11 protein-coding genes are annotated in these 13,467 nt (G+C 65.2%); 10 read left to right on the forward strand and 1 reads right to left on the reverse strand.

Features of this window, described 5'->3' with window-relative positions; all coding sequences use genetic code 11:
- Positions 1 to 119 precede the first annotated feature (119 nt).
- From ACNQR1_RS21425 to ACNQR1_RS21450, 6 genes are all read left to right on the forward strand, one after another.
- On the forward strand, positions 120 to 1,010 hold the full coding sequence (locus tag ACNQR1_RS21425; protein WP_161494442.1) for a pentapeptide repeat-containing protein: 891 nt from the start codon (positions 120 to 122) through the stop codon (positions 1,008 to 1,010).
- 915 nt (positions 1,011 to 1,925) lie between these two features.
- Complete coding sequence (locus ACNQR1_RS21430; RefSeq protein ID WP_003882610.1) at positions 1,926 to 2,636, forward strand: hypothetical protein; 711 nt, start codon at positions 1,926 to 1,928, stop codon at positions 2,634 to 2,636.
- A 61-nt stretch (positions 2,637 to 2,697) separates the two neighbouring features.
- Positions 2,698 to 3,942, forward strand: a complete 1,245-nt coding sequence (locus ACNQR1_RS21435; protein WP_003882611.1) for an ImmA/IrrE family metallo-endopeptidase — start codon at positions 2,698 to 2,700, stop codon at positions 3,940 to 3,942.
- A gap of 16 nt (positions 3,943 to 3,958) precedes the next feature.
- Positions 3,959 to 5,161, forward strand: coding sequence for a tyrosine-type recombinase/integrase (locus tag ACNQR1_RS21440; protein ID WP_021269098.1), 1,203 nt, complete (start codon positions 3,959 to 3,961; stop codon positions 5,159 to 5,161).
- On the forward strand, positions 5,148 to 7,379 hold the full coding sequence (locus tag ACNQR1_RS21445) for a tyrosine-type recombinase/integrase (RefSeq protein WP_003882613.1): 2,232 nt from the start codon (positions 5,148 to 5,150) through the stop codon (positions 7,377 to 7,379). The genes ACNQR1_RS21440 and ACNQR1_RS21445 overlap by 14 nt, the downstream gene beginning before the upstream one ends.
- Entirely contained in the window at positions 7,376 to 7,786 is a 411-nt protein-coding gene (locus ACNQR1_RS21450; protein ID WP_003882614.1) for a DUF6262 family protein, read from the forward strand. Before ACNQR1_RS21445 ends, ACNQR1_RS21450 begins: the two co-directional genes overlap by 4 nt.
- On the opposite strand, the gene ACNQR1_RS21455 is transcribed toward ACNQR1_RS21450, so the two are convergent.
- Entirely contained in the window at positions 7,783 to 8,442 is a 660-nt protein-coding gene (locus ACNQR1_RS21455; RefSeq protein WP_003882615.1) for a TetR/AcrR family transcriptional regulator, read from the reverse strand. The genes ACNQR1_RS21450 and ACNQR1_RS21455 overlap by 4 nt on opposite strands.
- Positions 8,443 to 8,585: 143 nt before the next feature.
- On the opposite strand from ACNQR1_RS21455, the gene ACNQR1_RS21460 reads away from it, so the two are divergent.
- From ACNQR1_RS21460 to ACNQR1_RS21475, 4 genes are all read left to right on the forward strand, one after another.
- Entirely contained in the window at positions 8,586 to 9,098 is a 513-nt protein-coding gene (locus ACNQR1_RS21460; RefSeq protein WP_003882616.1) for a PaaI family thioesterase, read from the forward strand.
- A gap of 59 nt (positions 9,099 to 9,157) precedes the next feature.
- Positions 9,158 to 9,718, forward strand: coding sequence for a TetR family transcriptional regulator (locus ACNQR1_RS21465; protein ID WP_079710224.1), 561 nt, complete (start codon positions 9,158 to 9,160; stop codon positions 9,716 to 9,718).
- A 73-nt stretch (positions 9,719 to 9,791) separates the two neighbouring features.
- Complete coding sequence (locus ACNQR1_RS21470) at positions 9,792 to 10,217, forward strand: DUF6188 family protein (RefSeq protein WP_003882618.1); 426 nt, start codon at positions 9,792 to 9,794, stop codon at positions 10,215 to 10,217.
- 124 nt (positions 10,218 to 10,341) lie between these two features.
- Entirely contained in the window at positions 10,342 to 13,428 is a 3,087-nt protein-coding gene (locus ACNQR1_RS21475; protein ID WP_003882619.1) for an RND family transporter, read from the forward strand.
- Positions 13,429 to 13,467 lie beyond the last annotated feature (39 nt).

Below are 13,467 nucleotides of genomic sequence, written 5' to 3' on the forward strand. Positions count from 1 at the left end.
CTGGAGCTCACTCCTTGGCGGCACTGGCAGACGACTGGCATGCAATCGACCCTTCGAGCCGCCAGATCCAGGCATGCGTCGACGTCTTATGCTCCTATCTACGACGACCGTGGGATCCGTTGGACGACAACGCAGACATCGCAGAGGAACGCGTCGTCCGCGAGACAATTTCGTCGGTACTCCGGCAGCACCTACAACCTGATGCATCGCCTAACTGGTCAGCATGTGCGATCAACCTTTCAGGTGCCCACCTGCACGACCTCGATTTGAGCGGCGCCCGTATAACGTCGGCCGACTTCTCCGGGGCAAGTTTCACCGGATACGTCGGATTCGAGGGAACGGCCTTCAACGGATCGGCCGAAGACGCAATAACATTCGACGGCGCGACGTTCACCGCAACGGGAAGCAGGGACTGGACGAACTTCGCTGACGCAACCTTTACTGCGGACGCGATACTGGGTATCAGCTTCGAAGGCGTGACATTCCTGGCGCGCGAAGAAGGGCGCATATCCTTTCATTCCGCTCATTTCGACTCGCGGCGCGACGGCGGACTATCGTTTATTCAATCGACGTTCAGCACGGACGGCGCCGGAGCGATCAGTTTCGAAGCTGCCCACTTCACGGCAACGAACCCAGCCCGGCAAGTATTCACCGACGGACAGCTGCCCGATTGCATTACCTTCATGTGGGCCACATTTGCCGCCAACAGCAACGAAGGGATTACGTTTGACCACGCGGTGTTTCGTGCAGACCGCGGTCGCATCCGATTCACAGAAGCGACGTTCGTTACTACTAACCACGCGCGGATAACTTTCCGCGAAGGGGTATTCCTAGCCGACCATGATGGTCAGACTACGTTCGACGGCTCAAGTTTCCACGGAGACGGAACAGTCTCGTTCGCAAACCCCGGGCACTGGAACGGCACGAGTTTCGACTGGGACTCCGACCCCGACAGCATGCCGCCCGTTGTTGACCCGCAACAATGGCCACCGAAGCCAAGAAGCACCTGAGGCGTTCAACGCATGACGTTAAGCCTGCCAACGGGCGGGAGCACGGGTACTCGCGCACAATGAACAGTAGCTCGAATCACGGCATTGCCACCGACGCCTGCTCACCGACGACCACTGGGCTTCAATCGAAACCACCTCCGTCCGGCACCCTCACGTCAACGCGGAATAGTCCAGCCTGACCCGTCCAAGACGAGTCGAGCGATCAGGTCGCAGCACCGCCGTGCCGTCATCATCCCAGACACCTGTCAAGACCGATACGGTAAGGCCATGGCAGACAGCAGAGGCTTCCACACCCACCGCACTGAGGCTGAAGACGACCTCTCCAGGGCCTGGACGGCTTTCAATAATGTTGATATCGGGACACTTTCACCCGCAGAGCTCATAGGCTACGCGCAAGCGCGCGCCACGATGGGAGTCGCCCATGCACTGTTGGCCCAGGTCGCGCTAGAGGATCAACCTCCTCTGCCGCGCTGAGCCTCCCGAACGTCTGGTTCGACTAAACGTGCCTTGTGCGGGCTCGGCCTTTGGCCGAGCCCGCAGGCGCACCCGTGGTGCGTGCTTCGCGTTAGTCGTCCTGGTAGCAGGGAATTTGGAGCAGATCTTCGCCGTCGAGGCGGCCGTGCCTACGCCTACCAGTGGAAACGGCGGTTGTACTTGAGATCCACCGATTCCCGGGCTATGCGTCCTGCATCCACCAGCGTCACGATCGAGTCGTACATTTCGTCGAGGGGCTCTGTCGGCCCACACCGCTTATCAGTAGTTAACTACACAATGTGGGCGCACAATGCGTGTTGAACTGCGTATTTATCGTCGGGTACATGTACTCTAAGAGTGTGCGTAGCAATATCAACCCTCTCGCCACGCCGATGCGGCGTGTTGCTTGCGCTCTCTGTTTTTGTGTGCGAAATTCGCCGTGTGAACCTACAAGAGCGGTTGCGCAAGGCGGTGTCGGATCATGGGCCGTCGTTGGCGACTCTGCGTTACGACTTGGAGGTGGTGATCCCCAAGGTTGGCCAGATGTGGCAGCCGTTGTTCGAGGATCCGTTGGATATTCATGGTCAGGCGTTTTGTACGTGTGTGCGCCAGATGGTGTTGAGGATGCGCGAGCTTCGCAAGCCGATCCCTGGGGACACGTTGTTGACTTCTCGTGGCAGTGGGTTGTCGGTGCAGATCGCCGATTCGCGGGGGATGGATTTTCGTGCGCGACGGTGGCCGTCGAAGGTGTTGCACGGGGAGCGAGTTCGGGTGGTGACGCATCCGACGGGCGGCGATCTTCGGGTGCTGCGGCCGCCGAAGGCTCAGGTCGACGAGCAGATGTTGTTGGACGAGGACGAGCCGGCGCAGTTGTTTCCGTCGCCGATTGTGACTCCGGCCGGTACACCGGATATCTTCGCCCTGTGGTGGCCGACCGACGATGGGTGGGGATTGTCGGAGGCGGTGTTGGCGTTCGTGGTGGATGTGGACAATGCGTCGCGGGTGCAGATTTTGGCAACCGAGCCGCTGCCTCCAGTCACCGACTCTCCGCTGGTGACTCCGTCGGCGCAGGGTCAGGGGCCCAGGGACGACTTCGGCGAGTACGAGCCGCCGGCGCTGGGGACGGGCGAGGATCCCGAGGAGCCGGCTTAAGGGGTCGTGGTGTCGGGGGTCGATGCGAATGTCGGCGGGTGGCTGTTGAATCGAGGTCGCAATGACGACGACCGTGGACGTGTATGGGTTGCGGGTCAACCAGGCCCGGGTCATGCGCGCGATGACTGCCACTGCGGTGATGGAAGCGTTGGGCTGGAAGCATTCTCGGCTGAACCGGTTGGAGAAGTCGACCACGACGGCGTTGCCGATCAAGGATTTCGACCGGCTGGTGGCGGTGTTGCGGTTCCCGGCGAAATTTTTCACCACCGCTCCGACGTCGCGGGTGCACCAGTCGGATCTGTTGTTCCGTGCGCCGCGGTCGATCACGGCGACCGAGCGGGAGTATTTGGCGCAGTTCGCGGCATTGGCTGGGGAGTTTCTCGACGAGCTCAATGGCCGCACTCAGTTACCTGCGGTGAAGTTGCCGATACTTCCGATCGACACCGCAGTGACCCAGGCCGCTGCGGCGGTGCGTGCCAGTTGGGGGTTGGAGCACGATCAGCCGATCGAGTACCTGACGCATGAGATCGAGCGCAGCGGTGTGGTGGTCGTGGTGCGCCGCTTGCTGACCTCCTCGTCACGGCGGATCCTGGGTGACGGGGATTCCACCGGCAAGATCGACAAGCATTTGGGTTATTCGGTGCGTGTCGGGGAGTTCAATACCCGGCCGTTGATCGTTGTGCGGCAATCGAATTCGTGGGAACGGACCCGCTGGACGCTGGCTCATGAGGTGGGTCATCTGGTGTTGCATGCCTCGGGCAGCGTCACCGAGGCCTGCGAGGAGCAGGCGTCGCAGTTCGCCTCGGAGTTGTTGGCGCCGGCGGCGGTGCTGGCCAAGGACGTGTCGCGGGCTCCGTCGCTGGCGGAGTTGTTGCCGGTGAAAGCAAAGTGGGGTGTGTCGCTGGGGGCGTTGATCAAGCATCTGCATACCTCGCAGTTGTTGACTGGGGCGCGGTTTGAGGCGTTGCGCCGCCAGCTCTACACCCGGGTCAATCCGGATACCGATACGACGTGGGGTCGGGTGGAGCCGGGCTGGAATGACCGTGAGGTGGAGCGGCCACGATTGATCAGCAAGTGGCTGGAGATGGCGTTTTCGGCGCGTTCGGCGGCGATGCTGGCCCCCTATGACTTGGTGTGGCCGCAGGATCTGCTGGAGGACTTCATGGCCGGGCAGCGGGCCGCCCCGGGCGCGGCGGCGGTGCGGGTGGCCGCCGGCAGCGGCAGAGCGACGGTCGGACCCGGGTCATCGGCGCCCAGTACGGGCAGCAATGTGATTCCGTTGCGGCAGCGAAGCCGGCGCGGCTAGAACACAAGGGGGGCCGGTGGCGCGAGTGCAGCGGGTGATCTTTGCCGACCAGCCTGTCACCTACACGGTCGTTGGCGCCGATCATCTGCCGGTGGCCCCGGCTGCGGAGTATCTGAGGTTTCTGCGTGAGGGGGGCGCGTCCCCGCACACGGTGCGTGGCTACGCCGCGGGGTTGGCGCGGTGGTTCACGATGCTCGAGCACACCGGCCATCGCTGGGATGACTTCCCCACCACCCTGTTCGGGCAGTACTTGCAGTATCTGCGGACTGGGGATCTGCCCGGGACACCGCGCCTGGGTGCCCCCGAGACCAAGATGGTGACCAGTTCTTTGCAGCCGCGGGCGGCTGCGGTGTTGTCGATGTATCGCTATCACGCTGATGCCGGCACCACCGAGGTGCCTTATCGGCGTTTGGTCACTCAGCGGGGCAGCTGGCGGCGCCACAACCGCTACGTCGGGTTCCTCGACGGCGTCGGGCCCCACCGCGACGGCGAGCACCCGATCTACCCGGTGCGCACCCCGCGGCGATCGGCTACCCCTGTCTTGTCGCCTGCCCAGGTGGCCACGATCCTCGATGGCTGCTCGGTGCAGCGCGACGGGGACTGGACCGGCGGGGCCGCCGCGGTGCGCAACCGATTGTTTTTCGCAGTACTGGCCGAAACGGGAATGCGTCTGGGCGAGGCCTTATCACTGCGGCACAACGATTTTCATATCGGCGCCGGTGCGACCCCGTGGATCGACATTGTGGAGCGCCAAGATCATCCCCATGGTGCTCGGGTCAAGACCGGGCCGCGGCGGATCTATGTCGGTGATGACCTGGAGGCACTGTATTCAGAGTATGTGTGGCAGTTGGTCGCGATGAACGCCGACCAGGTGGTCGATGATCTGTCGAATCATTTCGTGTTCGTCAATCTGCAACGGGGACCGCGTTTTTCGCCGATGCGCCAGGAGAACATCTACGAGAAGGTGCGCGGGCTGCGCACAGCGCATCGGAGTCTGCCGCCGGATTGGTCACCGCACTGGCTGCGCCACACTCACGCCACCGCGTTGCTGCTGGCGGGGGTGCCTGAGCATGTGGTGATGCGGCGTCTGGGCCACGCCGATGTGCAGACCACTCTGTCCACCTACGGCTGGGTCACCCAGGACGCGGCGATGCGTTCACTGGCCGAGTGGAAAAACTATGTCGCCGGATGGAAAGGACTTCACGATGGCCAGCAATGAGGGCCGCCTGACCACACCGGTAGGCGACCTCGGTGCGGTGGCGTGGCAGGCGCAGTGGGCCCAGGTACCCGCCGAATGGCGCCGCCCGGCCTATCAGGTGCATCTGCCCCCGGCAGATCGGGTGTTCCTGTCCCGCAAGAACGATCTGCCGCCCGCTGCGACCGCTGGGGTGTACGACTTCACCCCGCAGGCCACACCGGCGCGGTTCGCCGACGAGATCGCCTGGTGGGTGTGGGTGTGCTACCACGAGGGGCTGCGCAAGATCGAGCATTCCCTGCTGCGCTGGGCCACCCAGGCCATCAGCGCCGCCGCGGCCGAGTACCGCAGTGCGCACGGCCGCCACCCGGTGAGCATCACCGACCTGGCGGTCAACGACATGGTGCGCCACGCGGTCGTGGTGTTCGAGCGGCGCAATGCGCGGCTGCCCGCCGGCGGCACACGCCGCAATATTGTGGGCCTGATCGAGCATCTGCACCTGTTTGTGTCGGTGCGGGCCAGCGCCATCGACTGGTGGGCCTATGACACCTGGGATCTGCGGGCCGATCCACGGATCCCGCAACGCGAACACGAACCGTGCCACGAGAAGACGGTGCGCATCGGCGCGATCGAACCAGCGTGGCTGCGCGAAGGGGTGCGGTTTTGGCTGCGCACCTGCCTGGATGCGGAGTTGCTGCGCTGGTCATCGGCAGTCGATCGTGCCCGCGAGATGGCGCGCCATTTCGGTGAATTCGTGATCGCGCGTGGCTACACCGATCCCGTCTTATCCGATGACCCGGCGCAGCTACGCCTGATTTTCACTACCTACAACGAATACCTGCGCTCCCCAGCCGCGGCTGCCCGACCTGACAAGCCGTTGTCTGCCACGGCGATCGGCGACAGCCAATCTCAGATCCAGAGCTTCTACACGTTCATGCTCGACCATGCACCCGAGGCCGCGGCAGCCACCGGCGATGCGCGTTGGGAGAACCTGTCCGCGGCGCACACCCGGTTGTGGGGGCCGGCGTTTCGCACCCGCCGCGCCCACCGCACCCGGGAATTGACCTGGTACTCCACTGGAGAACTGCAGCAGATGCTGGCCTACCTCGACGTGCTCGCCGCCCAACGGGGCGCCCTGGTGTCGGTGACCCATCCCGATGGCACCGTGTCGCTGATCAAAGGCCTCGGCGACCCCCAGGCCGCCCGGATCTGGCTGCTGCAAGCACTGACTGGGCGGCGGGCCTCAGAAATTCTCATGCTCGATCACCACCCGCTCGAAGCGATCCCCGGCGCGGCGCGGCCCACCGCCACCGATGACCCCGATGTGTTCGTGGCCAAACTGCGCTACCAACAGACCAAAGTCGACGGGGTCATCCCCACCATCCTGGTCGAGCAGGCCGTGGTCAACGTCATCGCCGAGCAACAGCGCTGGCTCGCCGACACCCACCCCAGCCTCACCCCGAAATACCTGTTCATCGCGGTCAAACAAAACCTGGCCGGGCGCCGGCCCCGCCCGTATGCAACGTATCGGGCCTCCCTGGACAAGCTCGATGCCATCCATGGTCTCAGCGATGCTGCGGGAAACCCGTTGCGGTTCACCCAAACGCATCGGCTGCGCCACACCCGGGCCACCGAACTGCTCAACGACGGCGTGCCGATCCACGTCGTCCAGCGCTACCTGGGCCACAAGAGCCCCGAGATGACCATGCGTTATGCCGCGACACTGGCCGCGACCGCCGAAGCGGAGTTCCTCAAACACAAGAAGATCGGCGCTCACGGCACCGACATCGGAATCAGCCCGTCTGACATGTTGGACATGACCCAGCTCTCAGTGCGCACCGACCGGGTCTTGCCCAACGGGGTGTGCCTGCTGCCGCCACTGAAAACCTGCGACAAGGGCAACGCCTGTCTGTCGTGCGGGCATTTCGCCACCGACGCCACCCACCTCGACGAACTCAAAGATCAGCACGCCAAGACCACGGCGCTGGTCGAGATCAGACGTCAGCAGTACCGCCAGCGCACCGGCCGCGAACTCACCGATGACAACGTATGGGTCGCCCAACGCCTGCGCGAATTGCATTCCCTGCAAGCCATCCTGGACCGCCTGACCGCAGATCAACGCACCCATCAGGAGGCGATCGCCGGGGCCGGGACGGCCAACCGCATCCCGCTGCAACCTGTGGCCACCCGCGGTGCGCACGATTCAGCACTGCGCAAAGCCGATCCTCACACACCCGCATGACCGTCACCCCCGCCTCCCTCACCGCCCTTGAGGCCAGCGCCCGCAAACGCAGCGCCGACGTCGAGGCCCGTATCGATCGGGCCCTGAAGAAGATGCGCAAGCAGGGCCTCGACATCAACGTCAGCAGCCTGGCCCGCCACGCCGGAGTGTCACGCAGCGTCATCCACCGCCGCCCCCAACTGCGAGAACAGATCCGCACCACCCAGCCGCTGGCCGCCGCCCCCGATCCACCGCCACCACCGGCTACCGACACCGAGAGCAGCATCATCACCGCGCTACGGACCCGCCTGAAGGCACGAGACGCCCAGATCGCCGACCTGAAAGCCCAACTGCGCGAACGCGACCACATCATCGCGACCCTGCACGGGCAACTGGCCGGCAAACCCCACCCGGACACCAACTCCTAGCTGGCTGGTTGTGCGGGTCGCTGCGTGGTTTGCGCGGTGATGAAGTCGTCGACGATGCGGGTGCAGTCGTGGTGGCCGATGGCGCGTAGGCCGGTCATTCTGGCGAAGACCAGGGGGCCGACCAGTTGGCACAGTGCCAGTTCGATGTCGAGTTCGCCGAGTTGGTCGAAGGTTTCGGGGCTGTGCAGGATTTCGTCGAAAGGCCGCCGGTACTGCTCGATCACCCGGGTGCGCAGCATGCTGGCGGTGGCGTGTTGGCCGGTATCGCTGTCGCTGTCGTGCGTTTCGGTGGGGCCCAACGCGGCCCAGGCCAAGGTGGTGACGTGCAGCGGCGCTTCGGCGAACAGGTCGGCTTGGCGCGAGAGCAGTTCGATGAGCCGCTCACGCAGGGTGCCGCTGGTCGGGGCGGGCGGGATGACTTGGGGCAGAAGGCGTTCGAAGGTGGCCGCGAGCAGTTGTGAGGAACTGTTGAAGTGGCGGTAGAGGGTGGTGCGGGCGACCTTGGAGGCTTTAGTGACCGCGTCGATGGTGACGGCTTCGATCCCACCGGTTTTGAGCAGGTTGGCCGCGGCGTCGAGCAGTCGGGTGCGCGATCGGGTGCGGCGCGGGTCGACGTCGTCCTCGTCGTCGGGTGCCGCCGCGGGTTCTGTCCCCACCTGACCTCCTGGTGTTCCGATCGCCGGTGCGTTGCCCCCGCTCTCCCGGTTATGGTACCGATAGTAGCGCAGCGAAACTGCTAGTACCGGCGGTCCCGGGTCGGGACGCGGTGGCGGGGCTGCCCGGGTGTGAGGAGGCCGTGATGGGTGCTGATCAGCCGCAGCGGTTGCCGTCACACACGCCGACCTGCATGGGCTGCGGGCCGGACAATCCGCACGGTTTGCAGCTGGAGGTGTTTCGGTGCGGCGATGAGGTGTTCGCTGATCTGGTGTTCGATGAGCGTCATATCGGTGCGCCGGGGCTCGCACACGGTGGCGCGATCGCCGCGGCCTGTGATGACGTGCTGGGGTTTTCGTTGTGGATCGCGGCCACCCCGGCGGTGACGCGCCGTTTGACGGTGGACTATCTGCAGCCGGTGCCGTTGGGATGTACGCATCGGCTGACCGCGCGGATCGCCACCCGCGAGGGCCGGGCGTTGCATGTGGACGGGGTGGGGGTCGGCGTGGACGGTGTCACCCGGTTCACCGCCTCGGCGGTGTTCATCACGGTGGATGCGGCCCATTTCGCCGCCCACGGTGACATCAGCGGTTTCGGGGAGTTGTTCGCCGAGCTGGCCCGCTACGGTGGCGCCGGCCCCGACGCGGGGTCGCGGTGAGCGCGCCCACCGCCGCACCCCGGGACCGGGTGCGGCGCCCGCGCCGGCCGGCGGCCTCGGTGTGGGCGCGTCGCGAGGCGATCCTGGATGCCGCGTGGACGGTGGCCTCAGCACACGGTTTTGACGGTGTGCAGATGCGTGCGGTGGCCGCGCAGGCCGGCATTGCCGCCAGCTCGCTGTATCGGCATTTCCGATCCAAAAGCCATCTGCTGGTGACGGTGCTGGCCCGCGAATTCGAACGTCTCGACACCGAATTCGTCTGGAGTACCGGTGAACTGGCGCCGCAGGCCCGGCTGGGGCGGTTGACCACCCACCTGCACACAGCCTGGCAGGCCAACCCGCACCTGACCGAGGCGATGGTGCGTGCGTTCGTCGTGGCCGACACCGAGGCCACCAGCGCGATCGAGCACGCTGTCGCGGTGATCGAGGACATGCTGGCCCGCGCCCTGGGCGGGCCCACACCCAGCGCACATGACCGGGACGTGGCCAGCCTGATCGCCGACGTGTGGCTGGCCAACCTGATCGCCGTCATCGGCGGCCGGATCGATGCGGACCTGGCCCGCGAACGCATCGACCGCACAACCCGACAGCTGGTGCACGGCACCCACACCACCACTTAGCGATACTAGTAGTATCGCTGCGCTACTCCCAGTACCATAAAGCGACACAACGACGTGTCGAAGGGAGCCGGGCATGCATACCCCCTGGATCGAGCGGTGCACCGTTCAGCGTGTCTCGTTGCGCGACGGATTGGTGCTCGACCTCGACGATTACAACGAATTGGTGATCGCCACCCCGATCCGGCTGACCCTGCCGCCGATCGGATCGTCTTATCCCGAAGAGCAGGTCCTCATCGACCCGGGCAACGTCTCGGTCCAGCAGCGTCCGTTGCTGGACCTGGCCGGCGCGGTGTGCACGGGGGCGTGGTGCGACGAGGGCGGCGGGTTGCACCTGGGTTTTTCCCGCGGGCATCGCATCGATGTCGCCCCCCAGGAGGCCGCGACCTCCTGGGAGCTCTACGGCAAACGCCACGGCTACATGGCATGCCTGCCCCGCGGGCGGGTGCGGGTGGTGCGCCACGACCTGCCCGACGACGAATCTGAGGACACCGCAAGTTAATTCACCCCCCACCGCGCCCAGCCGCAACCATGGCCCGAAAGGTCGGCGCGGCCCTTCCGATCCTCGTGTGGGACTATTAGTATCGTAGCGATACCGATAGTTTCGTTTCTTGGGAGGCGTGGGGATGGGCGATCGAACCGGAGATGCTGGGCCTTCCCGTGGCCGGCGCGGCGTCGATCTGTCCGGATCTTCGGAATACAGCGCCCGGTTGGGTCGGCTCGCGGCGTTCACGGTGGGCCACAAGGCATTGGTGATCGGTGGATGGATCGCGGCCGCGGTGGTGCTGGCGCTGCTGTTCCCGCAGCTGGAGACGGTGGTGCGCCAACAGTCGGTCGATCTGATCCCGCGTGATGTGCCCTCGTTTCAGACCGTGGACCGCATGAGTGAGGCGTTCGGTGAGCAGGGCTCCAAGACGATGCTGTTCGTCGCGATGCAAGACCCGGCCGGTCTGACCCCCGATAATCAGCTGCGCTATCAGGATCTGGTGGGGCGGTTGCGCGCCGATCACGACCATGTCCTGCTGGTCCAGGATCTGCTGGCCGACCCGGTCACCAGAACCCAGGCGGTCAGCGGTGACGGCAAGGCCTGGTATCTGCCGGTCGGGGTGGCCGGCACGCTCGGTGATCCCACCGCGGCCGAATCCGTGCAAGCCGTGCGCGATCTCACCGACACGGCATTCGCCAACACGTCCACCACGGCCTATGTGACAGGGCCACCGGCCACGTTCGCCGATCAGATCGCCTCAGCCGAGCACGACCTGGTGTTCATTTCGATCGCCACCGCCGGGCTGATCGCGCTGATCCTGCTGATCGTGTACCGGTCGGTGTTCACCGCGCTGCTGCCGCTGCTGGTGATCGGGATCAGCCTGGCCGTCGGGCGTGGGGTGCTCTCTGCCCTGGGGGAAATCGGCATGCCGGTCTCGCAGTTCACCGTGGCGTTCATGACCGCGATCCTGCTCGGCGCCGGCACCGACTACACCGTGTTTCTGATCAGCCGCTACCACGAACAACGCCGCGCCCAGGTGCCCGCCGAGCAGGCGGTCATCGCGGCCACCGCCAGCATCGGCCGAGTCATCCTGGCCTCGGCGGGCACCGTGGCCCTGGCCTTTCTGGCCATGGTGTTCGCCACCTTGAGTGTGTTCGCCGGCCTCGGTCCGGCCTGCGCGGTCGCCGTGGCAGTCGGATTCGCCGCCACCGTGACCCTGCTGCCGCCGGTGCTGGCGCTGGCGGCCACCCGCGGCATCGGCGAACCCAAACCCGACCGCACCCGCCGCTACTGGAACAGCGTGGCCGTGGCCGTGGTGCGTCGCCCGGTGCCGCTGCTGGTCATCAGCCTGACCATCCTGGTGGCACTGTCAGCGGCCGCGGCGACCATGACCATCAGCTACGACGACCGCCAAGGACAACCCCCCACCACCGCCAGCAACCAGGGCTATCAGCTGCTGGACCGCCATTTCCCCAAAGACGTCGTCATCACCGAATTCCTCGTCGTGGAAAACCCGACCGACATGCGCACCGGCAAAGGCCTGGCCGACCTCGACGAGATGGCCTCACGCATCGCCCAAATCCCGGCCGTGACACGTGTTTCCGGGATCACCCGACCGGCCGGGCAACGCCTCGACCAAGCCCAACTGTCCTGGCAGAACGGACAAATCGGCGACAAGATGGCCGACTCGGTCGCCCAGGGCAACGACCGGCGCACCGACCTGGACAAGCTCACCCACGGCGCCGACCAACTCGCCGACGGCCTGGCCCAACTCGACACCACCGTGCGCACCGCGCTCACCCCCCTGGGCGGTGTACTCACCCAAGCCGGCGCCGCCGGTGAGAACATGCAGCGCTTCGGCCCGCTGCTGCAACAACTCTCAGCCACCGCACCCGAGGTCGACACCGCCATCCAAGCCGGCCCCGGCATCCGACCCCTGGCCGAACGCGCCCAGACCGCCATCGCCGCCCTCGACCCGCTCGTCACCGCACTCAACACCTCACCGTGGTGTATCACCACCCCGCAATGCACCCAGATCCGCGACCAGGTCAGTATCCTGACCACCCTGCGCGACAACGGATTCTTCACCCAACTCGCCACCCTGGGCGACCAGTACAACCCGGCCACCAACGCCACCGTCACCGGCACCCTCACCGAAGTGCAACACACCGTGGCCACCATGAACAACGCCTTCAAAACCCTCGGCAACCCCGAAAACCTGACCGCCAACATCGGCCGACTCCAACACGGCATCAGCCAACTGGCCTCCGGCGCACGCGCCCTGGCCACCGGCGTGCACACCCTGGCCGACAGCAACATCCAAATGCTGTCCGGGATGAGTCAAATCGCGGCCCAACTGCAAAACTCCGCCCGCGCCACCGCCGGATCCGATGCCGCCACCGGCTTCTACCTGCCCCCCGAAGCCTTCGACAACCGCCAATTCGCCGACGTCGCCAAACACTTCCTCTCACCCGACGGCAAAACCGCCCGCTTCGCCATCGACACCAACACCGACCCCTACAGCGGCGAGGCGATGAACCTGGCCCGCCAGATCACCGACGTCGCCAACACCGCACGCCCCAACACCTCCCTGGACCACGCCACCGTCTCGGTCGCCGGATTCCCCGCCGTCAACTCCGACATCCAACGCCTGCTCTCATCCGACTTCACCCAACTGGCCATCGCCACCCTGGTCATTGTCGGACTCATCCTCATCGCCCTGCTACGCGCCCTGATCGCCCCGCTATATCTGCTGGGCACCGTCGTGCTGAACTACCTGGCCTCACTCGGTATCGGAGTCATCGTCTTCCAATGGATCCTCGGCCACCAAATCGCTTGGCCCGTACCACTACTAGCGTTCATCATCCTCGTCGCCGTCGGCGCCGACTACAACATGCTGCTCGTATCCCGACTCCGCGAAGAATCCACCCACAACATCCGCGTCGGCGTGCTGCGCACCGTAGCCACCACCGGCTCAGTCATCACCTCCGCCGGCCTCATCTTCGCAGCCAGCATGTTCGGCCTGATGATCGGATCGGTAGCCATCATGATCCAAACCGGACTCATCATCGGCTGCGGACTACTGCTGGACACCTTCCTCGTACGCACCCTCACCGTCCCAGCCATCGCCACCCTGCTCCGCCAAGCCAGCTGGTGGCCACAACGCCCCACCACACCCACAACACACCCCACACCAACACCACAACCAGCCACCGCCACAACCTGACAGCGCTAAGAAATTTCAACCACAGTCACACGCGGCATT

Source organism: Mycobacterium sp. 48b (assembly GCF_048282725.1).
Lineage (GTDB): Bacteria > Actinomycetota > Actinomycetes > Mycobacteriales > Mycobacteriaceae > Mycobacterium.